22 protein-coding genes are annotated in these 23379 nt (G+C 64.8%); 8 read left to right on the plus strand and 14 right to left on the minus strand.

What is annotated here, in order from left to right:
* The first annotated feature begins 66 nt into the window (after positions 1-66).
* Genes ACCD07_RS03290 through ACCD07_RS03300 form a run of 3 tightly spaced genes read left to right on the plus strand, consistent with a single transcriptional unit; the run spans position 67 to position 3268 of the window.
* The gene (locus ACCD07_RS03290) at positions 67-1098 is read left to right on the plus strand and encodes a Rieske 2Fe-2S domain-containing protein (protein WP_413446491.1); all 1032 of its coding nucleotides are present in this window, start codon (positions 67-69) and stop codon (positions 1096-1098) included.
* Positions 1095-2060, plus strand: coding sequence for a PDR/VanB family oxidoreductase (locus ACCD07_RS03295; RefSeq protein WP_413446492.1), 966 nt, complete (start codon positions 1095-1097; stop codon positions 2058-2060). Before ACCD07_RS03290 ends, ACCD07_RS03295 begins: the two co-directional genes overlap by 4 nt.
* 23 nt (positions 2061-2083) lie before the next feature.
* The gene (locus ACCD07_RS03300) at positions 2084-3268 is read left to right on the plus strand and encodes an ABC transporter substrate-binding protein (protein ID WP_353397795.1); all 1185 of its coding nucleotides are present in this window, start codon (positions 2084-2086) and stop codon (positions 3266-3268) included.
* A gap of 23 nt (positions 3269-3291) precedes the next feature.
* Here ACCD07_RS03300 and pcaD read toward each other — a convergent pair whose 3' ends face one another.
* Genes pcaD through pcaH form a run of 4 tightly spaced genes read right to left on the minus strand, consistent with a single transcriptional unit; the run spans position 3292 to position 7200 of the window.
* The gene (gene pcaD, locus ACCD07_RS03305) at positions 3292-4554 is read right to left on the minus strand and encodes a 3-oxoadipate enol-lactonase (protein WP_413446493.1); all 1263 of its coding nucleotides are present in this window, start codon (positions 4552-4554) and stop codon (positions 3292-3294) included.
* Positions 4551-5954 carry a 3-carboxy-cis,cis-muconate cycloisomerase gene (gene pcaB / locus ACCD07_RS03310; RefSeq protein ID WP_413446494.1) on the minus strand — a complete coding sequence of 468 codons (1404 nt, stop codon included), beginning with the start codon at positions 5952-5954 and terminating at the stop codon, positions 4551-4553. Before pcaB ends, pcaD begins: the two co-directional genes overlap by 4 nt.
* Positions 5955-5972: 18 nt before the next feature.
* Positions 5973-6494: a protocatechuate 3,4-dioxygenase gene (locus tag ACCD07_RS03315; protein ID WP_413446495.1), complete on the minus strand. Its 522-nt coding sequence runs from the start codon at positions 6492-6494 to the stop codon at positions 5973-5975.
* A 13-nt stretch (positions 6495-6507) separates the two neighbouring features.
* Positions 6508-7200 carry a protocatechuate 3,4-dioxygenase subunit beta gene (pcaH, locus tag ACCD07_RS03320; RefSeq protein WP_176650301.1) on the minus strand — a complete coding sequence of 231 codons (693 nt, stop codon included), beginning with the start codon at positions 7198-7200 and terminating at the stop codon, positions 6508-6510.
* A gap of 143 nt (positions 7201-7343) precedes the next feature.
* Between pcaH and ACCD07_RS03325 the strand changes: the two genes are divergently transcribed.
* Entirely contained in the window at positions 7344-8117 is a 774-nt protein-coding gene (locus ACCD07_RS03325; protein WP_176650302.1) for an IclR family transcriptional regulator C-terminal domain-containing protein, read from the plus strand.
* A gap of 8 nt (positions 8118-8125) precedes the next feature.
* Here ACCD07_RS03325 and ACCD07_RS03330 read toward each other — a convergent pair whose 3' ends face one another.
* The gene (locus ACCD07_RS03330) at positions 8126-9016 is read right to left on the minus strand and encodes a helix-turn-helix domain-containing protein (protein ID WP_413446496.1); all 891 of its coding nucleotides are present in this window, start codon (positions 9014-9016) and stop codon (positions 8126-8128) included.
* Between the two features lie 125 nt (positions 9017-9141).
* Between ACCD07_RS03330 and ACCD07_RS03335 the strand changes: the two genes are divergently transcribed.
* Positions 9142-10308 (plus strand): 4-hydroxybenzoate 3-monooxygenase, encoded by a 1167-nt coding sequence (locus tag ACCD07_RS03335; RefSeq protein ID WP_413446497.1) that lies wholly within the window; start codon positions 9142-9144, stop codon positions 10306-10308.
* Between the two features lie 10 nt (positions 10309-10318).
* On the opposite strand, the gene ACCD07_RS03340 is transcribed toward ACCD07_RS03335, so the two are convergent.
* From ACCD07_RS03340 to ACCD07_RS03370, 7 genes are all read right to left on the minus strand, one after another.
* Positions 10319-11044, minus strand: a complete 726-nt coding sequence (locus ACCD07_RS03340) for an amino acid ABC transporter ATP-binding protein (RefSeq protein WP_176650305.1) — start codon at positions 11042-11044, stop codon at positions 10319-10321.
* Positions 11045-11064: 20 nt separating this feature from the next.
* Positions 11065-11754 (minus strand): ABC transporter permease subunit, encoded by a 690-nt coding sequence (locus ACCD07_RS03345; protein ID WP_176650306.1) that lies wholly within the window; start codon positions 11752-11754, stop codon positions 11065-11067.
* The gene (locus ACCD07_RS03350; protein WP_353397818.1) at positions 11751-12497 is read right to left on the minus strand and encodes an amino acid ABC transporter permease; all 747 of its coding nucleotides are present in this window, start codon (positions 12495-12497) and stop codon (positions 11751-11753) included. The genes ACCD07_RS03345 and ACCD07_RS03350 overlap by 4 nt, the downstream gene beginning before the upstream one ends.
* Positions 12498-12520: 23 nt before the next feature.
* Complete coding sequence (locus ACCD07_RS03355) at positions 12521-13420, minus strand: amino acid ABC transporter substrate-binding protein (RefSeq protein WP_353397821.1); 900 nt, start codon at positions 13418-13420, stop codon at positions 12521-12523.
* A 21-nt stretch (positions 13421-13441) separates the two neighbouring features.
* Positions 13442-14407 carry a porin gene (locus tag ACCD07_RS03360; protein ID WP_413446498.1) on the minus strand — a complete coding sequence of 322 codons (966 nt, stop codon included), beginning with the start codon at positions 14405-14407 and terminating at the stop codon, positions 13442-13444.
* A 177-nt stretch (positions 14408-14584) separates the two neighbouring features.
* Positions 14585-16006, minus strand: coding sequence for an aspartate ammonia-lyase (locus tag ACCD07_RS03365; protein WP_413446499.1), 1422 nt, complete (start codon positions 16004-16006; stop codon positions 14585-14587).
* Between the two features lie 158 nt (positions 16007-16164).
* Positions 16165-17061: a LysR substrate-binding domain-containing protein gene (locus tag ACCD07_RS03370; RefSeq protein ID WP_413446500.1), complete on the minus strand. Its 897-nt coding sequence runs from the start codon at positions 17059-17061 to the stop codon at positions 16165-16167.
* A 147-nt stretch (positions 17062-17208) separates the two neighbouring features.
* On the opposite strand from ACCD07_RS03370, the gene ACCD07_RS03375 reads away from it, so the two are divergent.
* Positions 17209-18675 carry an aspartate/glutamate racemase family protein gene (locus ACCD07_RS03375; RefSeq protein ID WP_413446501.1) on the plus strand — a complete coding sequence of 489 codons (1467 nt, stop codon included), beginning with the start codon at positions 17209-17211 and terminating at the stop codon, positions 18673-18675.
* A gap of 43 nt (positions 18676-18718) precedes the next feature.
* On the opposite strand, the gene ACCD07_RS03380 is transcribed toward ACCD07_RS03375, so the two are convergent.
* The gene (locus tag ACCD07_RS03380; RefSeq protein ID WP_413446502.1) at positions 18719-20953 is read right to left on the minus strand and encodes a WD40/YVTN/BNR-like repeat-containing protein; all 2235 of its coding nucleotides are present in this window, start codon (positions 20951-20953) and stop codon (positions 18719-18721) included.
* A gap of 499 nt (positions 20954-21452) precedes the next feature.
* Here ACCD07_RS03380 and ACCD07_RS03385 point away from each other — a divergent pair, with 499 nt between their 5' ends.
* On the plus strand, positions 21453-21908 hold the full coding sequence (locus tag ACCD07_RS03385) for a cache domain-containing protein (RefSeq protein ID WP_413446503.1): 456 nt from the start codon (positions 21453-21455) through the stop codon (positions 21906-21908).
* 54 nt (positions 21909-21962) lie between these two features.
* Here ACCD07_RS03385 and ACCD07_RS03390 read toward each other — a convergent pair whose 3' ends face one another.
* Positions 21963-22250: a hypothetical protein gene (locus ACCD07_RS03390; RefSeq protein WP_353397839.1), complete on the minus strand. Its 288-nt coding sequence runs from the start codon at positions 22248-22250 to the stop codon at positions 21963-21965.
* 284 nt (positions 22251-22534) lie between these two features.
* Here ACCD07_RS03390 and ACCD07_RS03395 point away from each other — a divergent pair, with 284 nt between their 5' ends.
* On the plus strand, positions 22535-23371 hold the full coding sequence (locus ACCD07_RS03395) for a hypothetical protein (RefSeq protein WP_176650315.1): 837 nt from the start codon (positions 22535-22537) through the stop codon (positions 23369-23371).
* Positions 23372-23379 lie beyond the last annotated feature (8 nt).

Below are 23379 nucleotides of genomic sequence, written 5' to 3' on the forward strand. Positions count from 1 at the left end.
TTCAGGGCTATACTTTACAACATTCAGTGTACTGAATATTAATCTAAAACGGAACGAGGAGACGAGATGTACCCTAAAAATACCTGGTACGTGGCCTGCACCCCGGACGAAATCGACGGCAAGCCGCTGGGACGCCAGATCTGCGGCGAGAAGATCGTGTTTTATCGCGGAGCGGAGGGCAAGGTGGCTGCGGTGGAGGATTTCTGCCCGCACCGCGGCGCGCCGCTGTCGCTGGGCTTCGTGCGGGACGGCCAGTTGGTGTGCGGCTACCACGGTCTGGAGATGGGCTGCGACGGCAAGGTGATCAGCATGCCGGGCCAGCGCGTGCGCGGCTTCCCCTGCATCCGCAGCTATCCGGTGGAAGAGCGCTACGGCTTTATCTGGGTCTGGACCGGCGAGCGCGAACTGGCCGATCCGGCGCTGATCCATCATCTGGAATGGGCCGACAATCCGGCCTGGGCCTACGGCGGCGGCCTGTATCACATCAACTGCGAATACCGCCTGATGATCGACAACCTGATGGACCTGACGCACGAGACCTATGTGCACGCGTCCAGCATCGGCCAGAAGGAGATCGACGAGGCGCCGGTCAGCACCCGGGTCGAGGGCGAAGAAGTGATCACCAGCCGCTATATGGAAAACATCATGGCGCCGCCGTTCTGGCGCGCGGCCTTGCGCGGCAACGGCCTGGCGGACGACGTGCCGGTGGACCGCTGGCAGATCTGCCGCTTCACGGCGCCCAGCCACGTGATGATCGAGGTCGGCGTGGCGCATGCGGGCAAGGGTGGTTACGACGCCGCGCCGGAACACAAGGCTTCCAGCATCGTGGTCGATTTCATCACGCCGGAAAGCGAAACGTCGCACTGGTACTTCTGGGGCATGGCGCGCAACTTCAAGCCCGATGACCAGGAGCTGACCGACACCATCCGCGAAGGCCAGGGCAAGATCTTCGGCGAGGACCGGGCGATGCTGGAGCTACAGCAGGCCAACATCCTGCGCCATCCCGAACGCAAGCTGCTGATGCTGAATATCGACGCCGGCGGCGTGCAGTCGCGCCGCGTGCTGGACCAGTGGCTGGAGAAGGAGCGGACCGTATGAGTACCGATCTCCTGCAGGTCCGGGTCGAGCGCAAGCAGCAGGAGGCCGAGGACATTTGCAGCTATGAGCTGGTCAGTCCCGACGGCGCGGCGCTGCCGGCTTTCACGGCCGGCGCGCATATCGACGTCCATCTCGGCTCCGGCCTGGTGCGGCAGTACTCGCTGTGCAATCCGCCGCACGAGCGCCACCGCTACCTGATCGGCGTGCTGCGCGATCCATCGTCGCGCGGCGGCTCGAAGGCCATGCACGACGAAGTGCAGGCCGGCGCCACGCTGCGCATCAGCGCGCCGAAGAACCACTTTCCGCTGGCGGACTCCCAACGCAGCCTGCTGCTGGCGGGCGGCATCGGCGTCACGCCCATCCTGGCGATGGCGGAAGCGCTGTCGGCGCAGGGCGCGGCGTTCGAGATGCACTATTGCGCCCGCTCGCCCGAGCGTACCGCTTTCCGCCAGCGCATCGCCGCCGCGCCGTTCGCGCCGCAGGTGCACTTCCACTACGACAGCGGCGACGCCGCGCAGAAGCTGGACCTGCCGGCGCTGCTGGCGCGGCTGGACCGCCAGACGCACATCTATCTGTGCGGTCCGGCCGGCTTCATCGACCATGTGAAGGCCACGGCCAAGGCGCATGACTGGCCGCAGGACCAGTTGCACCTCGAATACTTCGGCGCCGCCGCCGCGCCGGCCACGGAAGGCGACCAGCCGTTCGAGGTGAAGCTGGCTTCCAGCAGCAAGGTGTATGCCATCCCGGCCGACAGCACGGTGCTGCGCGTGCTGAACGACGCCGGCGTGTTCATACCCGCGTCCTGCGAGCAGGGCGTGTGCGGCACCTGCCTGACGCGCGTGCTGGACGGCGTGCCGGACCATCGCGACCTGTACCTGGACGAGGCGGAGCAGGCCGCCAATGACCAGTTCACCCCATGTTGTTCGCGTTCCCAAACCGCCACGCTGTTGCTGGACTTATAAATCAACTAAAACGAGGAGACACCATGAGAGACCCCATCAACCACCAACGCCGCCAGCTGCTGCTGGGCGCCGCCGCCGTGTCGGCCGGAGTGCTGCCGTCCATCGCCGCCGCCGCCGAGCCGCTGAAGGTCGGCCTGGTCGTGCCGATGTCCGGCCCGTTCGCCTCCACCGGACGCCAGATCGAGGCGGCGGTGCGGCTGTACCTGCGGCAGCACGGCGCCAGCGTCGCCGGCCGTCCGGTCGAGATCATCCTCAAGGACGACGGCGGCGTGTCGCCGGACGTGACCAAGCGGCTGGCGCAGGAACTGGTGGCGCGCGACAAGGTGCAGGTGCTGGCCGGGTTCGGCCTGACGCCGCTGGCCTTCGCCGCCGCGCCGGTCGCCACCCAGGCCAAGGTGCCGATGATCGTGATGGCCGCCGCCGCGTCGGCGGTGCCGCAGCGCTCCCCGTACATCGTGCGCACCGGCTTCACGCTGGCGCAGGTGACGGCGCCGATGGCGCAGTGGGCCGCCAAAAACAAGATCAAAAGCGCGGTGAGCCTGGTCAGCGATTACGGGCCGGGGCTGGACGCGGAAAAGGTGTTCGCCAAGGGCTTGCTCGAAGGCGGCGGCAAGATGCTCGACAGCCTGCGCGCGCCGCTGCGCAACCCGGACTACGCGCCATTCCTGGCGCGGGTCAAGGATTTGAAGCCGGACGCGCTGTTCGTGTTCGTGCCGTCGGGCGAGGGCGCCGCTGTGCTCAAGCAGTTCACCGAGCGCGGGCTGGCGGCCGCCGGCATACGGCTGATCTGCACCGGCGACGTGCTCGATGACGACCTGATGGCCAGCATCGGCCCGGCCGCCGCGGGTGTCGTCAGCAGCCATCACTATTCGGCGGCCCATCCATCGGCCGAGAACAAGGCTTATGTGGAAGCCTTCGTCAAGGCGAATCCCGGCATGCGGCCCAACTTCCATTCGGTCGGCGCCTACGACGGCATGCACCTGCTGTACCAGGCGCTGAAGCAGACCAATGGCGACAGCGACGGCGACAAGCTGCTGGCGGCGATGAAGGGCATGGCGTGGACCAGCGTGCGCGGCCCGGTCAGCATCGACGCCGCCAGCCGCGACATCGTGCAGACCGTGTACATCCGCAAGGCCGAGGCCTCCGCCGGCTCCTTCTACAACATCGAGTTCGACCAGGTCGACAAGGTGCGCGACCCGGGCGTATAGCGCCAGGCGGGACGGCGGCCCGCCTACAAGCCGGCGATGAAGCCGGCGACGGCCGCCGCGAACGGCTCCGGCTGTTCGACCGCGCCCAGGTGCGAGGCATTGGGCAGCACGACCAGCGCGGCGCCGGGGATGGCCTGTTGCACGATCTGCGCCATGCTGACCGGCGTGCCCTGGTCCAGTTCACCGGCGATCACCAGCGTCGGCACCGCGATGGCGCCCAACCGCTCCGTCGTGTCGATAGCCCCGACCGCGTTGCAGCAGCCCATATAGCCCGTGGTGTCGGTGGCGAGCAGGCGGCGGCGGAAACGTGCCACTGTGGCCCCGTGCTCGGCGCGGAAACCATCGTGGAAGTAGCGGCCCATCACCGCGTCGGCGATCGCCTCGATGCCTTGCTCGCGCACGGTGACGATGCGCTGCTGCCAGGCTTCGCGCGCGGCCTCCGGATAGCGGGAGGTGGTGTTGCCCAGCACCAGGGCGCGCACCAGCGACGGATGACGCAATACCAGCTCCTGGCCGGCCATGCCGCCCATCGACAGCCCCACCCACACGACCGGGCCGGTATCGAGCTCGCGCAGCAGGGCTGCCGCGTCGTCGGCCAGGTCGGCCATGCTGTACATGCCTTGCGGCGCCGCCGAGCTTCCGTGGCCGCGATGGTCGTAGGCGATCACGCGGCAGTCGGCGGCCAGCTGGTTGGCCAGGCCGTCCCACATCGTCAGGTCGCAGCCGAGGGCGTGGCTCAGCACCACGGTGTGGCGCGGCGCCTTGCCGTTGCGCGGTTCGCGCACCGTGTAGTGCAGGGCGGGCTGGCCGGCGCTGCGGCCTTCGAGGCCGACGCCGGGATGGCTGGCGGCGGCCGGCGCCGCCGGTTCCAGCGCATAGCCGATCTGCGGTCCGACCTCGCGCAGGATCGCCATCGCATGGGCGAAGGCGGTGTTGGCCGCCGGGACGCCGGCGTAGATCGCCGACTGTATCAGCACTTCCTTCAGTTCGTCCGGCGACAGGCGGTTCGACGCATCGCCCAGCAGCGCGGCGCGCACGTGCAGTTCGAATTCCTCCCAGCGTCCCAGCGCAATGGTGGTGGCCAGGACCATGGCGCGCCGGGTCTTCTGATCCAGGCCCGGACGGCCCCAGATCTCGTTCCAGGCAAAGCGCGTGATCAGGTTCTGGAACTCGGCGTTGAAGCTGTTGGAATTTGCCAGCGATTTTTCCACCCAGGCGTCGCCGAGGATGGCGCGGCGGTTATTCAGCCCGCGTTCGAAGTCGTGGTCGATGGGATCAAAGCTCATGCTGTCGTCCTGTGATGGAAAGGGTGGTCGTTCAATGCGGCGATGTCCCGGCGCAGGCCTTGCAGCTGCTGCCGCGCCAGGCGCTGTGCCGGCTCGGCGGCGGTGGCCGGGTCGAACAGCGATGCCAGCGCGGCCAGGTCGACCTGGCCGCGCAGCTTGTCGTCGGCCCGTATCGCCTCGGCCAGCACGTCGGCCAGATGGCGTCCGCCGGCCAGCGCTTCGGCGCTCATTTTTTCCAGCAGGCTGTGGGCCGCCGGCCGTCCGATGACCGCCGCCAGCCAGGCCGATGCCGCCTCGGCAAACACCAGTCCCTGCAAGGCGTCGATGTTGCGCAGCATGCGCGCGGGGTCGACCTGCAGGCCGGCGAAGGCGTCGTTCAGCGCTTGCAGCGCGCCGTGCGCGCTGAGGAACAGGCCTGGCCATTCAGCCAGTTCGGCCTGCCAGTTGCCCAGGCCGCGTTCATGCTGCTGCCCCATGCTGGCCAGCAGCGCCGCCGCGTGCTGCGGCGTGCGGGTGGCGGCGGCCAGCGCGATCATGGCCGACACCGGGTTGCGCTTGTGCGGCATGGCGGACGATCCGCCGCGGCCCTGGCCGGACGGTTCCGCCAGTTCGGCGATCTCGCCTTGCGCCATCAGGCTGATGTCGGTGGCGATCTTGCCCAGGCTGCCGGTCAGCACCGCCACTTCCAGGCCCAGGCGCACCCACTCGTCGCGCTGCGTGTGCCAGGCGGCGTCCGCCACTTTCAGGCCCAGATCGGCGGCCACCAGCGCCGCCACGGCCGCGCCTTGTTCTCCCATCACGGCCAGCGTGCCGACCGCGCCGCCCAGTTGCAGCTGCAGCGCGCGGGCGGCGCACTCGCGCAGGCGTGCGCGGGCCCGCACCAGCGGCGCCAGCCAGCCTGCCGCCTTGAAGCCGAAGCTGCTCACCTGTGCCGGCTGCATCAGCGTGCGCGCCAGCACCGGCGTCTCCGCATGCCGCTCCGCCAGTTGCAGCAGATGGCCGGTCAGGTCGTGCAGGCCGTCGTCCAGCAGTTGCAGCGCGTCGCGCGTGGCCAGCACCATGGCGGTATCGATCACGTCCTGGCTGGTGCTGCCCCAGTGGACGCGGGCGGCCGCCTCGGCATCGTACAGCGCCACGGTACGCGTCAGCTCGCGCACCAGCGGTATCGCCAGGCTGCCGGCGCGGCGGCCGGCGCTGACGATGGCGGGGATGTCGTACAGCTGCGCGTTGCAGACGCCGGCGATGGCGCGCGCCGTTTCCGGCGGCAGCATGCCTTGCTCGGCCTGGGCCTGGGCCAGCGCCTGCTCAAAGCGCAGCATGGCCTGCACGATCGCCGCGTCGTCGAAGACGGCGATCATGTCAGGCGTGGTGAGGAAATTGTCGAAAATCGATACGCTCAAGAGAACTCCGCTGCGAGGTCAGACATAGTCGAAGAATGCGGTTTCCTTATCGGACTGCATCCAGATGTCCCAATGATAGACCCCGGGCGCGGTCTTGCGGGCGATCAGGGTAGGACGGCGCCCGGCGGGCACCTGTTGCAGTATCGCCGATTGGGCCAGGCCGCTGTCGTCCTCCAGGAACACGGCGGTGAATTGGTGCTTGACCAGGCCGCGCGCGAACACCGTGACGAAGGTGGCCGGCACGCCGCCGGACGGCGCCGCGCATTGCGACAGCCGCAGACTGAATTCGCCCCGTTCGCCGCTGGGCACGCGGCGGAAGCCGGGCAGCGCCTGCGCCGCTTCGGCGCCGGCGGCCGCCGGTTGCCAGGCTTCGATCTGGGCGTCGTTGATCGGCGTGCCATCGCCGTCGTAGATGGTGCCCTCGATGACGATGGTGGCGGCCGTGGTTTCCAGCTTGCCGGCGGCGCTGGCGTCGGCAGCCCACTGCCAGGCTTCATGCGAGAACGGTCCGATGGTTTGCGAAGTGGTGATGTGGCTCATGCGGCTTGCTCCTTTAAAGACCCATGGGCGTGGCGTCGCGGCCGCGCAGCACGATATCGAATTCATAGCCCAGCATCTTGTCGCTGTCGGTGTGTTCCAGGCTGTAGCGCGAAACCAGGCGCTGGCGCGCGGCCAGGTCCGGGATGCTCTGGAAAATCGGATCGTAGTCGAACAGCGGATCGCTGGGGAAGTACATCTGCGTGACCAGGCGCTGCGCATACACGTTGCCGAACAGCGAAAAGTGGATGTGCGCCGGCCGCCAGGCCTTGTCGTGATTGCCCCACGGGTAGGGACCGGGCTTGATGGTGACGAAGCGGTAGCGGCCGTCGTCGTCGGTCATCATCTTGCCGATGCCGTAGAAATTCGGGTCGAGCGGCGCATCGTGCTGGTCTTTCTTGTGCCAGTAGCGCCCGGCCGAGTTGCATTGCCAGACTTCCAGCAGCGAATTGCGCACCGGCTTGCCGTCCTCGTCGACCACGCGGCCGGTGACGACGATCTTCTCGCCCAGCGGCGCGCCATTGCCGTGCGCCGTCAGGTCCATGTCGTTGGGCAGCAGGATGCGCGGCGACGGCACCAGGTTGTCCTGCACCGGCTGGTCGGCGCGGATGCGCAGCAGCGGCTGGGTGGGACCGCGCTTCAGCGTGGATTTGTAGGGCGGGTAGATCAGTTCCGGGTAGACGCCGGACGGGATGGCATCGAATTTCAAGGGGGCCTCCTGATGGTTGCTGTGGTATGCGTGGAAGCCATGGTATGAAATGGGGCGCCGCGCCACAATATGCCGGCGGCGGATGATATCCGCTATGCGCACAAAATGTGCGATACTCGCACAAATTCCCGGATTTCTTCGCCATGGACACAGAACACGAGATTCCCGCCCAGCGCGATATGGTGGCCGGACTGGAAAAAGGCTTGCAGGTGATCGCCGCCTTCGACCAGGAGCGCAGCCGCCTGACCATCGCCGAAGTGGCCGAGCGCACCGGCCTGACGCGGGCGGCCGCGCGCCGCTACCTGATCACGCTGACCCACCTGGGCTATATGCGGCACGAGAACAAGCAGTTCGCGCTGACGCCCATGGTGCTGCGGCTGGGCCAGTCGTACCTGCATTCGGCGCGCCTGCCGCGCATCGTGCAGCCCTTGCTGTACCGGCTGGCCTATGCGCTGGGCGAGGCGGCATCGGCCGGCGTGCTCGATCACGACCAGCTGGTGTGCGTGGCCGCCGTCAGCGCCGGGCAGCTGGTGTCGGTCACGCTGCAGCCGGGCACCCGGGTGCCGGCCTACTGCACGGCCAATGGCCGCGTGCTGCTGGCGCACCTGCCGCAGCCGCAGATCGACGCCTTCCTGGAGCGCGCGCAGCCGGAGCGGATCACCGAGCACACCATCGTCAACAAGGAGCGCCTGGCGCTGGAGATCGCGCGCACCCGCGCGCAGGGCTATGCGCTGGTGGACCAGGAGCTGGAGCTGGGCTTGCGCACCATCGCCGTGCCGCTGAAGAACTTCCGCGGCGAGGTGGTGGCGGCGATGAACATCAGCGTGCACGCCGGTCGCATGCCGCTGGAGCAGATGATCGAGCGCTGCCTGCCGGCGCTGATCAAGATCCAGGTCGAGCTGAACGCCTTGTTGTAACTCCAGCGTCAGGCGCTGCGGAACTGCTTGGGCGTCAGGCCCATGCGCTTCTTGAACAGGCGGCTGAAGTAGGCCGGATCCTGGAATCCCAGTTCATAGGCGATGCTGGCGATGCTGGCGGGCAGGTAGGTCAGCTTGCGGCAGGCTTCCAGCATCAGCCGGTCCTGGGTGATGTCGAACGCCGATTTGCCGGACAGCTTGAGGCACAGGCGATTGAGCCGGGTCGGCGTCGCCCGCAGCGCCTCGGCATACTGGCCGACCTGCCATTGCTCCTTGTAGCGCCGCTCCACCTCGGTGCGGAAGCGGCTGAACAGTTCAAAATCGCTGCGCCCCGACTGGTCGGCAAGGCGGCGCTCCGCATGCAGGCGCACCAGCAGCAGCAGGGCGCTGCGCGCCAGCCACTCCAGCATCAAGGTGTGGCCGTACTGCGGCCAGGCCGCTTCCGTCAGCAGGTCTTGCAGCAGCGATTCCAGGCGCGCGCGCAGTTCCGGCTGGCCGGCCAGGTCGATCGCCAGCGGCTCCACAAACAGCGAGGAATACAGGTCGCCATGGTTTTCCGCCGCCGCAAACACCACGTTCTGGTCCACCGTCAGCACATAGCCGTGGGCCTCGGCCGAGAAGTCGAAGCCGTGCACCACCGAGGGATGGATGGTGATGACGGTCGGCGCGCTGCATTCCCAGACGGCGCCGTCGACGCTGGCGCTGACCTCGCCGCCGTAGAGGAAAAGTACCTGAAACAAGCCGCTGTGCGTGTGCTTGTCTATATGCCAGTGGTGCACCCGGCTGCGGGTTTCGATCAGCTCGATGTGCACGAATTCGGCATTTTCTCCCCGTGCCTGCTCGCCGTACAGGCCGAATTGCGGAACATCGGGCAGTGCCGGTTTTGCGTTGCGGGCCATGGGCGGGAAGGTCCGGGAAAGTGAAGAGGTGTCGAAATAGTACAAGTTTTATGCTGTTTCATCCATTTTTTTTAACGCCCCCCGGCGCTACGATGGCTGCACACTTACACCATATCGGAGACATCATGCGTACCCAGGTAGCCATCATCGGCGCCGGCCCAGCGGGCCTGCTGCTATCCCATCTGCTGCATCTGAACGGCATCGAATCGATCGTGCTGGAGTCGCGCAGCCAGGCCGACATCGAAGCGACCATCCGCGCCGGCGTGCTGGAACAAGGCACCATGGACATCCTCAACAACGCCGGCGTCGGCGCCCGCATGCAGGCCGAGGGCGCGCTGCACCACGGCATAGAACTGGCCTTCGGCGGCCGGCGCCACCGCATCGACCTGACCGAGCTGACCGGAAAATCCATCACCGTCTATCCGCAGCATGAAGTGATCAAGGACCTGGTGGCGGCGCGGCTGGCGGCACAGGGAGAACTGCTGTTCGAAGTCAGCGGGGTGGAACTGCATGGCGTCGAAACGTCCACGCCGTCGGTCAGCTTTACCCATCGCGGCGAGGCGGCGCGCATCGAGGCCGACTTCGTCATCGGCTGCGACGGCTACCACGGCGTGACGCGGCCGGCGATGCCGGGGCAGGGGCGGCAGGACTACCAGCGCACCTACGGCTTCGGCTGGTTCGGCATCCTGGTGGAATCGGCGCCATCGTCCGATGAACTGATCTATGCGCGGCATGAGCGCGGCTTCGCGCTGGTCAGCACGCGCACGCCGACGGTGCAGCGGCTGTACTTCCAGTGCGATCCCGCCGACCACGTCGACAACTGGTCGGACGACCGCATCTGGGCCGAGCTGCATGCGCGCCTGGAGAACAACGACGGCTGGCGGGTCAACGAAGGCCGCATCTTCCAGAAAAACATCATCGGCATGCGCAGCTTCGTCTCGACGCCGATGCAGTCGGGCCGCCTGTTCCTGGCCGGCGACGCGGCGCACATAGTGCCGCCGACCGGAGCCAAGGGCATGAACCTGGCGGTGTCGGACGTGCAGCTGCTGGCGCAGGGGCTGGAGCAATTCTACCGCCAAGGCAGCGAAGAGCGGCTGCAGGGCTACACGGCGGCGGCCCTGAAGCGCATCTGGCGCGCCGAATACTTCTCGTGGTGGATGACCAGCCTGCTGCACACCTTTGCCGACGCCACGCCGTTCAAGCGCGAGGTGCAGCGCGCGGAACTGGAATGCGTGGTCAGTTCGCGCGCGATGGCGACGGCATTGGCGGAAAACTATGTCGGTGCGTTCTGACGGGACGCTGTCAATGGATGATCTTGCGCAGGAAATCGCGCGCGCGCTCTGACCGGGGCGCATCGAAGAACTCCTGTTTCCCGCAGTCTTCGACGATGCAGCCCTGGTCCATGAACACCACGCGGTTGGCGACGCGCCTGGCGAATCCCATTTCGTGCGTCACCACCATCATCGTCATGCCTTCGCGCGCGAGCTCGACCATCACGTCCAGCACTTCGTTGATCATTTCCGGATCCAGCGCCGAGGTCGGCTCGTCAAACAGCATCGCGATCGGATCCATCGCCAGCGCGCGGGCTATCGCCACCCGCTGTTGCTGCCCACCGGATAGCTGTCCCGGAAACTTGTCCTGTTGCCCGAGCAACCCCACCCGGTCCAGATAGGCCAGGCCTTTGCTGGTGGCTTCGTCGCGCGGCCGGCCCAGCACTTTGACCTGGGCCAGCGTCAGGTTGTCGCGGATCGACAGATGGGGGAACAGTTCGAAATTCTGAAACACCATTCCTATGCGCGCGCGCAGCTGCGCCAGGTTGGTCTTGGGATCGTGCGCCGGAATGTCGTCGACCCAGATGCTGCCGCGCTGAACGGGTTCCAGGCCGTTCACGGTCTTGATCAGCGTGGATTTGCCGGAACCCGAAGGACCGCACACCACCATCACATCGCCCTTGTTGACCATGGTGGAGCATTGGTTCAACACCTGAAACGGACCATACCATTTACTTATCTTGTCTATTTTAATCATGGGATTGCTTTCAATTGCGGTTAGCGGAGGATGGTCAGCTTGCGGTTCAGTTTCTTCACCAAGGTGGACAGGCTGAAACACAAAACGAAGTACACCAGCGCGACAAACAAATACATTTCCACCAGGCGGCCGTCGCGGTGCGCGACCTTGGATGCGGCGCCGACAAAATCGGTCAGCGACAACACATACACCAGCGACACGTCCTGGAACAGCACGATGGTCTGTGTCAGCAGCAGGGGAATCATGTTGCGGAATGCCTGCGGCAACACGACGTTGCCCATCATCTGCCTGTAGTTCATGCCCAGCGCTTGCGCCGCCGCCAACTGTCCGCGGGGGATGGACTGTATGCCTGCGCGCATGATCTCGCAGTAGTAGGCGGATTCAAACAGCACGAAAGTCACCAGCGACGAGGCGAACGGCCCCACCTTCACCGGCTCGGACGAGCCGGAGAACCACGCCCCCAGATAGGGGACCAGGAAGTACACCCAGAAAATCACCAGCACCAGCGGGATCGAGCGTATCGTGTTGACGTACAGGCCGGCCGCACCGGCGACCAGGCGCAGCCCGGACAGGCGCATCAACGCCAGCAGGGTGCCGATCACAATGCCGCCCACCATGGCCAATCCGGTCAGCTGCAAGGTGAAGGCCATGCCGGTGCGGAACAGATAGTCCAGCGAGTCGGCGATCACGCCGAAATCAAAGCCCGTCATTGCTTCACCCTCCGTCCCGGCAGGGACATGCCCGGCACGGCGGTACGCCGTTCGATCAGCCCCATCAGGCTGACGATGCCGAGGTTAATCGCCAGGTACATCACCGTCGCCATGGTGAACGCCTCGAATACCTGGAATGAAAACTCCTGCATCGATCGGGCCTGGGCCGTCAATTCCATCAGGCCTATGCTCAAGGCCAGCGCGCTGTTCTTGACCACGTTGACGAACTCGTTGGTCAGGGGGGGAATGATGATGCGCAGCGCCATCGGCAGGATCACGTAGCGGTAGGTCTGCAGCAAGGTCAGGCCCAGCGCGGTGCCGGCCATGCGCTGCCCGCGCGGCAGCGCATGGATGCCGACCGACACCTGCACCGCGACCCGCGACGAGGTATAGCTGCCCAGGCATAGCACGGCCGTGACAAACGACGCGTTGGGCAGCTGCTTCAACCAGTCGCCCATGGATGCGGGGAGCAACTCGGGCAAAACGAAGTACCACAGGAACATTTGCACCAGCAGCGGAACGTTTCGGAACAGCTCGATGTAGGCATTGCACAGCCAGTTCACCCTTCGGTTCGGCATGGTACGCAGGCTGCCGATCAGGCCGCCAATCAGCAGGGCGATGAGCCAGGCCAGCACGGCTGTCGCCAGCGTCCACGCCAGGCCGTGCATGAAGCTGTCAAAGTAGGTGCCCATGCCGTCGGGGGACTGCTCCCCGAAGATGCGCCAGTTCCAGTTGTAATTCATAGTCTCCTCATGCTCCCTGGTGATCAGCGGTAGGCGCCGGGTTCGCCGGAATCGCTTGGATGGGCGAAGTTGCGCTTGAGCGCCTCGCTCATCGGCCAGTTCAGGTTGATGCCTTTCGGTGGAATCGGCGACTGGAACCACTTGGCGTAGATACGGTTGATTTCGCCGGAAGCGTAGATCTCGGTCAGCGCGCCATCGACCGCCTTCTTGAAGCCGGGGTCGTCCCGGCGCATCATCAACGCGTAGGGCTCGGCAAACAGCGATTCATGCGAGATGACGTAGTCGTCGGGATTTTTCGAGCTGGCCGCCAGCGAGGCCAACAAGATGTCGTCCATGCCGAACGCCGCCGCGCGGCCGGTTTCCACCATCAGGAACGCTTCCGCGTGGTCCTTGGCCGTCACAATATTGATGCCCAGGTTCTTGATGTTGTTGATTTCGCTGAGTTCCTTCAGGTTGGCGGTGCCGGAGGTCGACACCAGCGTCTTGCCGCGCAGGTCGCGCAAGCTGTTGATGTTGGCCGACTTCTTGGCCACCAGGCGGGTCGAGGTCAGGAAGGTGGTGGGGCTGAATGCGACCTGCTTCTGGCGTTCGACGTTGTTGGTGGTCGAGCCGCACTCGAGGTCGATCGTGCCGTTCGCCATCAGCGGCACCCGGGTCGCGGCGGTGACCGGATTCAGGTTGATCTTCAGCTTGCTCATGCCCAGCTGCTTCTGGATCGAGGCGACGATCCGGGTGCACAGCTCGAGCGAATAGCCCTGGTATTCCTGCTTGCCGTCGAGGTAGGAGAAGGGGATGGACGATTCGCGCACGCCCAGCGTGATGGCGCCGCTATCCTTGATTTTCTTCAGCGTGGCGCTGTCTTGCGCCTGTGCCTGGCCCAGCATGGCGGCGGCCAGTATGACGATCAGTTTGGTGAGTTTCATGAGGTCCTCTGTCTGGAAAGATTAAAAGCGATGGCGGATGCCGATGTCGGTGCCGGTGTTGCCGGTGCCGGTATCGGTGCCGTTGCCGACGGTGTAGCTGGCGCCGTTGTGGTTGCTGATGTGCCCGTAGCTCAGATACAGGTCGGTGCGCTTGGACAGCGCGTACAGGTAGGCTGCCGCCCACTGGCGCGCATCCTTGTTGACCGAGGTTTGGTCGTCGTGGCGGATGTAGGAGGCCAGCAGCGTGTGCACGCCCTCGGTCCAGGTGCCGCCCAGCACGTCGTCCCTGCTGCGGGCGCCTGCCGCGCCGCGCGTGACGCCGTGGGCGAGGTCGACGCTGAAGCGGCTGACCTTGTATTTCGCCACCAGCAGGCTGTAGCGCGCGCTATCGCTGGCGTCGGCGTTTTCCTTGATGTGGTTGGTCAGCGTGACATTGAACGGTCCGTCGGCATAGCTCAGCGCGGCGCCCAGCGTGCGGTTTTTGGCGCTGTTGCCGGCGGTTTCGCCGGCGCCATAGGCCAGGTCGGCGGCAAAGCCGGCGTAGCGCGGCGTCTTGTATTCGACCATGTTGTCGACCCGCGTGTTGCCGGGGATGATGTTGGTGACGTTGCCCGCCAGGCCGATCTCGAACGGATCGACCACATCGCGCAGCGTCGTGTACAGCGGCGAGTATTGGCGTCCCAGCGAGATCGCGCCAAACTTGCCGGCCAGGCCGACGAAGGCCTGGCGGCCGAACAGCAGGCCGCCCTGGCCGGCGCTGCCGGTGTCGATGTTGTAGCCGTTCTCCAATTGGAAGAAGGCGCTCAGGCCGTCGCCCAGGTCTTCCTTCCCCTTGAAGCCCAGCCGCGAGCCCGAACCGACACCGCTGCTGACACGGCTGACGCTGCCGGCAGCGCCGCCGGTGTCGCGCACCAGGCCGGCGTCGGCGATGCCGTAGATGGTGACGTTAGATTGCGCCGAGGCGGCGCCGCACAGGCATGCGCCCAAGGCGAAGCAGGTGGCCAGTTGTTTTATTTGTTCTCCCAGTGTTGAAAAATTGAATAGTTATGGCAATGCGGTGCTCGAACTGCTGGTGCCGCGTTTTACAAATTGCGGGCGCGTGTCTCCCCCTGGCGGCTGCGAGGTCGCCTGTAAGTTCTGTGAAAAGGAAAGGCTGGCTTGGTGCTAGGTCAGCGTGGCCAGCGGCTGAGGACGTGGCCTGGTCAACTGATCCGGTTGCAGCAGTTGTCTCAGCTCTCCGGCGGTCATCAGGCCTTGTTCGACGACCAGTTCGGCCACCCCTCTGCCGCTGCTCAGCGCGAGCTGGGCGATGGCGGTGGCGGCCTCGTAGCCTATGTAGGGATTCAACGCGGTCACCAGGCCGATGGAGCGCTCCACCGTGTCTTGCAGGTGCTGTTGGTTGGCGGTGATGCCGTTGATGCAGCGGGTGGCCAACACCTCGCATCCTACGGTCAGGTGGCTGATGCTCTTGAACAGGCTGTAGCCGATGATGGGTTCGAACGCGTTGAGCTGGAGCTGGCCGGCTTCCGCGGCGAAGCTGACGGTGATGTCGTTGCCCAGCACCTCAAAGGCGATCTGGTTGACCACTTCGGGTATCACCGGATTGATCTTGCCCGGCATGATGCTGGAACCGGCTTGCATAGGCGGCAGGTTGATCTCTCCGAAACCGGCGCGCGGCCCGCTCGACAGCAGCCGCAAGTCGTTGCAGATTTTCGACAGCTTCAGCGCCACCCGCTTGAGCACGCCGGAGAGCTGGACGAAGGCGCCCACGTCCTGCGTCGCCTCGATCAGGTCGGGCGAACTGGACAAAGTCACGCCGCTGATGCGGCACAGCTCCGCGCAGGCCAGCTGCGCGTAATCCGGGTGTGCGTTGATGCCGGTGCCGATCGCCGTAGCGCCCAGATTGATTTCCCACATCAGCATTGCAGCCTCGCGCAGCCGGTCCTGGTCCTCGCCCAGCATCACGGCATAGGTACCGAATTCCTGGCCCAGGGTCATGGGCACGGCATCCTGCAATTGGGTCCGTCCCATCTTGATGATGTTTGCGAACTCATGGGATTTGGCGCGGCATGCCCGCTTCAGCACATCCATCGCCGCGATCAGGCCGCCCATGGCGCGGTAGGTCGCCAGCCTCAGCGCGGTCGGATAGACGTCGTTGGTGCTCTGGCTCAGATTGACGTGCTGGTTCGGGTGCAGGACGTGATAGGCGCCGCGCGGTTGCCCCAGCAGTTCCAGGGCCAGGTTGGCGATCACCTCGTTGGCGTTCATATTGGTCGAGGTTCCGGCACCACCTTGTATCATGTCGACCACGAAGTGCTGGTGGAATTGTCCGTCGATGACTTGCTGGCAGGCCGCGACGATGGCGTCCAGGTGTTCTTCACCCAGGAGGCCGAGCTTGAAATTGGTGACGGCCGCAGCCTGTTTCACCATAGCCAGCGAGACGATCAGATCCGGCCAATGCGAAATGGGCGTGCCGGTGATCGGAAAGTTTTCCAGCGCGCGCAGCGTGTGGATGCCGTAATACGCGTGGTGGGGCAAAGCGCGTTCGCCCAGTAGATCGTGTTCGGTTCTCGTTGCCGCAGACATAGTTGGTCTCTCCCGTTGAGTTGTACTTGCACATGTCGCCGCGCTGCACTGCGGTTGATGGAAGTCATTCTAGGGAGAGGGCGCGGCCAAACTATGCTAATTCGACATACATTGATGCTTTGCTGGAATGCAATTTTTTGGGGAGGCAGCGCACCGATTCAGTGCCGCTGAAGATTTTCCCACAGGCGCAGCAGCGCCGGCTTGCGGTTGTCGATAGCGCGGAACAGGCGTATCTCCAATGTCATGTTCCATTGTTCGCCGCCTGCCGCCACCAGTTTCCCTTCTGTTAATTCGCGTCGGATGCAGCTCTCGGGCAGCCATGCCAGGCCAAGGCCGGAGAGTGCCATGGTCTTGAGCAGCTCCGCCAGGTCGGACTCGTAGCTGTTCACCAGGAAGCAGGGCTGGTCGACCCGGGCGACGATGCGTTCGACGACGCGGGCGAAAAACGAACCGGCGGTATAGCCCAGTTGCGAGGTGGGCGCCACCCGGCTTCCCGGTAGCGAAAATGCGGCAAACCCACTGCGCTTGGGTGCGGAAACAGGCAGCACCAGCTCGCCGCCGAGATTGATATATTCGAAGCGCGCGGGGTCGAGTTCTATGGGCAGGTCGGAGTGGTGGTAGCAGAGCAAAAGGTCGCAGTTGCCTTCGACCAGCGACAGCACGGAGTCGTGCACGTTCGTGGGCAAAACGCGGGTGCGCAACTGGCCGAAGCGCGCCTCGACGGTTTGCAGCCACTTGGGCAGGAAGTTCAGCGAAAGCGTGTGCCCGGCAGAGATGCTGAGCATGTTTTCATCCTTGTTCTCGACGCGCAGCAGGGCGCGGGTGTCGTTCAGCAGGCGCATGGCCTCGACCGCGGAATTGCTGAACAGTTTGCCTGCGGGCGTCAGGATCAGCGGGTAGGTGCTGCGATCGACCAGATCGGCGCCTACCCAGGCTTCCAGCGAACGGATGCGCCGGCTGAGCGCCGACTGCGTCACGTTGCGTTCCTGGGCAGAACGCGAGAAGTTGCGTGTCTGCGCCAGGCTCAGAAAATCCTCCAACCATTTAATATCCATGCTGTCCAAATCCGTTTGTGTTGCGGCTACGTGGTTTCCGTCCGACATTCTCCTATGCTTGCGTCGCATAGGGTCAGTTCTAAATTGCATAACTGGAGGCCGGGGGCGAGATATCGTACGGAAATGTCTCCCAGATACCACAGGTCCATGTCACTCACATCTCACACTCCATCGTCCGGCAACGACGTCCAGTGCATAGGCATCATCGGCGGCCTCGGCGCGCTGGCCGGTGCCGACGTACACGGGAAAATGGTACGAAGTATCGCGCGCCACAGCCGCCATGACGCCTATCGCGTCCTGTATGAGCACAGCCGTTTCCCGGTCGACGGCAGCACCGAGCTCAACCGGCGCATGCTCTACATTTATGACATGGTGCAGCACTACCAGCAACTGGGCGCCGACAGCGTGATGCTGCCGTGCTTTATCAGCCACACGTTCCTGCATCAGTTGCAGACCGAATTGAGTCTGCCCATAGTCGGGCTGATGGACGCCGTATCGGCCGCACTTCGAAAAGACGTCCCGCGCGCCGCAACCATCGGCGTGCTGACGTCCGATTACGTGCTAGGCCAGCGTCTGTTCGAGCACCATCTGCAGCCGGAGGGCTACCGCCTGGTCTATCCGCAGCCGGCAATCCAGCTGCGTTGCGTGATGGAGGCCGTGTACGGGGCGGCGGGACTGAAAAACGACGATCGATCGCCGCGTTCGATCGCCTTGCTGCTGGAAGCGTGCCGCGACTTGATGGCGCAAGGGGCCGAGCTGATCGTGCCGGGCGCCACGGAGATCGCGATGGTCTCCAATTTGTTGCGGACAGCCGGCATGCCGGTGATGGACAGCAATCAGGCATACGTCGATTACGCCTTGGAGATGCGCCAGCCAAGGCCGCCGCGCTCCTTCAAGCTCGGTATCGTCGGCGGAGTCGGCCCCGCGGCGACGGTTGATTTCATGGAGAAGATTATCTCGAACACGGCGGCGCGGCGGGATCAGGATCACGTCAAATTAATTGTCGAGCACAATCCGCAAATTCCCGACCGCACGGCCAACCTGATCGGCGACGGGGAGGACCCGACCTTGGCAATCTATGCGGCCTGCAAGCGCCTCGAAGCCAATCAGGCCGACCTGATCGCCATTCCGTGCAACACCGCTCACGCGTATATCGAACGCATACGCGGGCAGGTCGAGGTGCCGATCATCAATATGCTGCAAGAGACCGTAAGCCATATCACCCGGCACCATGGCGGCGAGCGGATCGTCGGCCTGTTGGCTACCGACGGAACGGTCGGCAGCCGCGTTTATCACGAGGCCGCCGCCGGCGCGCCGTTTGAATTGCTGGTGCCCAACGATGCGCATCAGGCATTGGTCATGCGCGCAATCTACGGCAAATACGGCGTGAAAGCCGGCTATCTGGAGGGCCAGTGCCGGCAGGATCTGATCCAGGCGTTGGAGCACCTGGTCGATGCCGGCGCCAGAGTGGTGATATTGGGCTGCACCGAATTGCCTTTGCTCTTGCAGGAAAACTCGACATTTCAGTTGGGCGATCGCAGCGTGGCGCTGCTTGATCCCACAGCGATACTGGCACGGCGCTGTGTCGCGATCGCGAAGGCGGGGCGGGCGTAGCCGTTGGCTGACTTATGCGCAACGACCGCCCCGCCGGTCTTTCCTAGTTCGTTGATGTGCCGTAGATGATGCCGCGGCCGCTGTTAGGCGCCACGTACACGGTGCCGAAGGTCTTCGGATCGCCGACTACCAGGCTGTAGCCACCCCACTGGTGCGCGTTGTCATTGATGCGCACCCAGGTGCTGCCGGTGTCGGTGGAGCGGAACAAGCCCGACACGCCGCTGACCGTCCCGGCCAGGTAGATGGCCGGGTAGGACGCGCCGCTGGCCGCCTTGCCAAAGCCGACCGAATTGGCCGCCGTCACCACGCCCGAATACACCTGGCTCCAGCTCGAGCCGGAACTGGTGCTGCGGAACAGGCCGGAGGAAGTGGCCAGCCAGACGTCGCCCTGGTTACCGGCCACGGTCGTCGCCTTGCCGCCGGTCGCCAGGCCGGAGGCGGCCGTGTACCAGTTCACGCCCTTGTTGGCGCTGGCGTAGAAGATGCCGGTGGCCGCATTGTAGGCATAGAACAGGTTGCCGTTCAGGCCGTCCGACAGGATTTGCCACGAGGTGCTGACCGGCAGCCCGGTCGAGGTCCAGCTGGCGCCGTTGTTGGTCGAGTAGGCCGGGGCCACGTCCTTAGGTCCCCAGACGATGGTGCCGCCGTCGGCCGAGATGGCCACCGTGCCGTCGCCCTGGCTGGAACCGGCCTGGTTGGCGAATGGCGTCCAGCTGGTGCCGCCGTTGGTGGAGACGGCGCCGTACACACCGGAGCCGCCGGTGCCGACCCGGACGATCTTGGAGGTCAGCGACTTGGCATAGTCCAGTCCGGTGCCGTTGCCGCAGATCGGATTGCTCACCATGCCGGCAGCCGGCGACACCGTCAGGCTGGTGTGCACGAAGCCGCAGATGTCGCCCAGGCCGCTGATCAACGGCACCCCGGAGGTGGGCGAGATCAGCGCCAGCGTCGCGGTTTCCTCGATGCCGTTGGCGCCGATGGTCCAGTTGGTGGCCTGGCCGCTGTCGGCCGCCGTCAGGTTATTGGTGGTCCACACGGTCTGGCCGGTGCCGTACATCGCATGCGCCGAGTTGAACGGATCGATCGCGACCTGGCCCCAGTTGCCGAAGCCGGCCGTGGCGGCGCCGAACTTGACCCATGGCGACAGGCTCGGATCGCGGGTGGACGCGGGGCCGACGTCGGTCCAGCTGGAGCCGCCGTTGGTGCTGCGGAACATGGTGTCGCCCGGCCACCAGCGGTCCATCGTCATGACCACCAGCGCGCCCGATTTCTTCGGATCGATCGCCAGGCCGCCGTAGCCGAAGGAGTAATTGTTCGGGTTGGACGGCGTGATGTTTTGCCAGGTATTGCCGCCGACGCTGTACTTCCACACCTGCCCGGTGGTCATGCCGTTGGGGCCGATGGCATTGCCGTAGGTGATGTAGAGATTGCCGTCCGGGCCGACCTGGCCGTGGTTCGGATATTGGCCGCTGGGGCCGCCCGTGACGGCCGACCAGTGGCTGCCGCCGTCCGTGCTCTTGTACAGCGTGGTGCCGGCCGAGGCGGCGCCGGCGGTGGAGACGCCGGCGAACACGGTCGGGGTCGCGCTGCCGCTGCCGGCCGACGGCTGGTAGTAGGTGACGAAGGCCACGCCGGAGCCGCTGCCGTCGTTGCTCAGCGCCGTGAAGCCGCTCAGCCGGGTCCAGGTCTGGCCGCTGTTGACGCTTTTCCAGATGCCGTTGGTGGCGCCCTGGGCCGAATCGTTGAAGGTGCCGTACATCAGCACGGAGCCGAGGTTGGGATCGACCTGCAGTTTTTCGCCGGCGTTGCGGCCGTCATCGTTGCCGCCGGTGCGGAAGCTGAGCGGATACGAATTGAAGCTGGCACCCTGGTTGGACGACACCAGCACGGCGGCGTTGCCGTCCCAGTTCTGGGTGTACATGCCGGCCACCATGTAGAGCATGTTCGCATTGCGGGGATCGACGGCGATGGACTCGATGCCCATCTCGTGCCAGTTGGACGGGGTGGTCCAGTCGTTGAGCGGCACCCAGGTGCTGGTGGCGTTGTTGTAGCGGTAGGCGCCGCCGATGTCGGTGCGGGCATAGAACAGGCCCTGCTGGGCTGGATGGGCGACGATGCCGTCGACGTAGCCGCCGGCCACGACCTTCACATTGCCCCAGGTATAGCTGGCCGCTTGTGCCGGCAGGGCGGAGGCCCAGGCCAGCGCCAGCGTGGACACGGCGACGACGCGGCGTAGCCGCGCACCTTCCGCGATCGGATTGGAAAGTTGTTTCATCATAAATAATCTCCTCGTTATTATTGGTGGGTACAGCTGTGTCTGCGCATGCCGTTGCGAAGTGAACGGATGTGCGCGTTCATTCCGTCCGTGAGGGCGGAATCCTGGGCTCCGGCGGCGGTGGCGCCACCGGAGGCAATCGGTTGTCGGCTCAGGTAATAAAGGCTGGGGCGGGGCGGGGCGGCGTCATGGCATGGCGCGCGTCAGGTGGTGCGGGCATCGACGCGTAAAAGCGTCCGGAACAGTTTTCCATTGCAGCCGTCTCCATATTGTTGTGCCGTGCTGGCTTGGGACGCACGGAGTGTACAAACATTGTGCGGAGCACTGCAGAGGCGCGCAATTGCGAAAAGAACCAAGGCGGGGTATGAAATTGTCGCTGCGGCCGGCGCAAGCTGTCCGGCTATTGCGGAAATCACGTAGCCGGTTGTCAGCGCCCGCCGGCAACGAACTGATATAGTGGACGTGCCGCCAATGCAGCGGCGCTCACACTTTCGGAGACACCATGAAAAATACGATCCTGTCGGTGCTGCTCGCCACCACCGTACTGTCCGCCGTACCGGCGCTTGCCGCCGACAACTCCGCCGCCGCCATTGCCATGGTGGACAAGGGCGCCGCCTACCTGCAGAAGAATGGAAAGGATGCGCTGATCAAGGAAGTCAACAGCAAGAATCCAGAGTTCATCAACGACACCACCTACCTGACCGTGCGGGCGCTGGATGGCACGCAGCTGGCCCATCCCACCAACCCCAAGCTGGTCGGCAAGAACATGGTGGTGCTGCCTGATGCGGATGGAAAGCTGTTCCGCAAGGAAATCATTGATCAGGCCCAGGCCAAAGGCAAGGGCTGGGTGGATTACCGCTACAACAATCCGGCCAACGGCGACATCGAAAAGAAATCGACCTACTTCGTCAAGCACGGCGATGTCATTCTGGAAGCCGGTATCTATAAAGGCAAATAAGAAGGCAAATAAGCCGCGCGAGGCGGCTTACGCTGGCTGAGGCGTTACAGTCTGTCAGGCTTCAACCAGCTTCAGGCCGCTCCACGACACGGTGGTGACTTCGGTCACCAGCACCATGGCGCCCGGCTTGACGGTTTCGGCCAGGCGGTGGATGGCGTCGCGCACTTCGTTGATCGGCTCGGCGCCGCTGTAGCAGTAATTGCCGGGCGGCAGATAGTAGCCCTTGCCGTCATCGGCCTTGATGCCGCCGGCGATGTTGTATTTTGACAGTTCCGTGTTCAGCCGGGCGATGGCGTCGCCGTCGGTTTCATTGAATGCAACGCTGATGATGTAATTGACCATGGCTAGTTCCTGATTGAAGAAGTTTCATCATGCGCCAAGGTTTTTACAAAAGCAACTATCCCCATGGAAAAGCCCCGCGCAGGCAGCAACCTGGCGGGGCTTTGGTCAATTGGCGGAGAAAGCTCGTTTGACTGGAATGCATAGTAATGAATGAATCTTAAGATTGCCTTAGTACTCATCTTGCAGAGGGGGCTTTGGCGGCGTGCGCGGATGGTGTAGCATGCTGGACGGCGATTCGGCCGGGCGCACAGGCGCCGGCCCGCCGGGAAATTCAAGGATGAACTATGCAAATCAAAATTAACGAAGTGCTGCGCAGCTATATCGAGCCGCTGACCGAGGCCGAGTACCAGGCCCTGGAGCGCAGCATCCTGGTCGAAGGCTGCCGCGACGCGCTGGTGTTGTGGGAAGACGTGCTGGTGGACGGCCACAACCGCTACCAGATCTGCCAGCAGCACGGTGTGCCGTTCAAGGCCATCGAGAACACCAGTTTCCGCAGCCTCGACGACGTCAAGCTGTGGATGATCGATAACAACCTGGGCCGCCGCAGCATTTCGGACTTCCAGCGCGGCGTGCTGGCGCTGCGCAAGAAGGAAATCGTCGCCGCCCGCGCGGTCGAGCTGGCCGCGCAGGCCGCCGCCGAGGATGCTGCGATCGCGCCGCCGGAGGGCGATGCCGCCAAGGCCAGGCCGGCCGCCATGCCGCTGACCTCGCGCGAGGACATCGCCCGCGCCGCCCGCCTGAGCAGCGCCACCATCAGCCAGATCGAAAAGATCCAGAAGACGGCCACGCCGGAACTGGTGGAGGCGGTGCGCTCGGGCACGATCTCGATCAACGCTGCCGCGACGGTGGCCTCGCTGCCGGAAGCCGACCAGGTGGCGGCGGTGGCCGGCGGCAAGAAGGAATTGCAGAAAGCCGCCAAGGAAGTGCGCGAACTGCGCGCCGCCTCGCGTCCGGCCAAGGAGCCGAAGGAGGCGAAGGAGGGCGGCGAATACGGCCGTCCGCTGACCGAGGTCGAGGAGCTGCGTGCGGAAAACGCCTCGCTCAAGGAAAAGAACGCGGCGCTGCGGGCTGAGATCACCGCGCTGCAACTGCGTATTTCCGAGCTGGTCGACGCCAGCTAAATCAACCA

Source organism: Duganella sp. Dugasp56 (genome assembly GCF_047304105.1).
Lineage (GTDB): Bacteria > Pseudomonadota > Gammaproteobacteria > Burkholderiales > Burkholderiaceae_D > Rugamonas > Rugamonas hordei.

What these genes read in the sequence shown, in the direction of transcription:
- ACCD07_RS03325 (WP_176650302.1), top strand. Translation starts at nt 7,344, where the DNA reads ATGGACACAGAACACGAGATTCCCGCCCAGCGCGATATGGTGGCCGGA.
- ACCD07_RS03335 (WP_413446497.1), top strand. Translation starts at nt 9,142, where the DNA reads ATGCGTACCCAGGTAGCCATCATCGGCGCCGGCCCAGCGGGCCTGCTG.
- ACCD07_RS03350 (WP_353397818.1), bottom strand. Translation starts at nt 12,497, where the DNA reads ATGAATTACAACTGGAACTGGCGCATCTTCGGGGAGCAGTCCCCCGAC.
- ACCD07_RS03330 (WP_413446496.1), bottom strand. Translation starts at nt 9,016, where the DNA reads ATGGCCCGCAACGCAAAACCGGCACTGCCCGATGTTCCGCAATTCGGC.
- ACCD07_RS03355 (WP_353397821.1), bottom strand. Translation starts at nt 13,420, where the DNA reads ATGAAACTCACCAAACTGATCGTCATACTGGCCGCCGCCATGCTGGGC.
- ACCD07_RS03295 (WP_413446492.1), top strand. Translation starts at nt 1,095, where the DNA reads ATGAGTACCGATCTCCTGCAGGTCCGGGTCGAGCGCAAGCAGCAGGAG.
- pcaD (WP_413446493.1), bottom strand. Translation starts at nt 4,554, where the DNA reads ATGAGCTTTGATCCCATCGACCACGACTTCGAACGCGGGCTGAATAAC.
- ACCD07_RS03300 (WP_353397795.1), top strand. Translation starts at nt 2,084, where the DNA reads ATGAGAGACCCCATCAACCACCAACGCCGCCAGCTGCTGCTGGGCGCC.
- ACCD07_RS03395 (WP_176650315.1), top strand. Translation starts at nt 22,535, where the DNA reads ATGCAAATCAAAATTAACGAAGTGCTGCGCAGCTATATCGAGCCGCTG.
- ACCD07_RS03315 (WP_413446495.1), bottom strand. Translation starts at nt 6,494, where the DNA reads ATGAGCCACATCACCACTTCGCAAACCATCGGACCGTTCTCGCATGAA.
- ACCD07_RS03390 (WP_353397839.1), bottom strand. Translation starts at nt 22,250, where the DNA reads ATGGTCAATTACATCATCAGCGTTGCATTCAATGAAACCGACGGCGAC.
- ACCD07_RS03290 (WP_413446491.1), top strand. Translation starts at nt 67, where the DNA reads ATGTACCCTAAAAATACCTGGTACGTGGCCTGCACCCCGGACGAAATC.
- ACCD07_RS03345 (WP_176650306.1), bottom strand. Translation starts at nt 11,754, where the DNA reads ATGACGGGCTTTGATTTCGGCGTGATCGCCGACTCGCTGGACTATCTG.
- ACCD07_RS03370 (WP_413446500.1), bottom strand. Translation starts at nt 17,061, where the DNA reads ATGGATATTAAATGGTTGGAGGATTTTCTGAGCCTGGCGCAGACACGC.
- ACCD07_RS03375 (WP_413446501.1), top strand. Translation starts at nt 17,209, where the DNA reads ATGTCACTCACATCTCACACTCCATCGTCCGGCAACGACGTCCAGTGC.
- ACCD07_RS03385 (WP_413446503.1), top strand. Translation starts at nt 21,453, where the DNA reads ATGAAAAATACGATCCTGTCGGTGCTGCTCGCCACCACCGTACTGTCC.
- ACCD07_RS03365 (WP_413446499.1), bottom strand. Translation starts at nt 16,006, where the DNA reads ATGTCTGCGGCAACGAGAACCGAACACGATCTACTGGGCGAACGCGCT.
- ACCD07_RS03380 (WP_413446502.1), bottom strand. Translation starts at nt 20,953, where the DNA reads ATGATGAAACAACTTTCCAATCCGATCGCGGAAGGTGCGCGGCTACGC.
- ACCD07_RS03340 (WP_176650305.1), bottom strand. Translation starts at nt 11,044, where the DNA reads ATGATTAAAATAGACAAGATAAGTAAATGGTATGGTCCGTTTCAGGTG.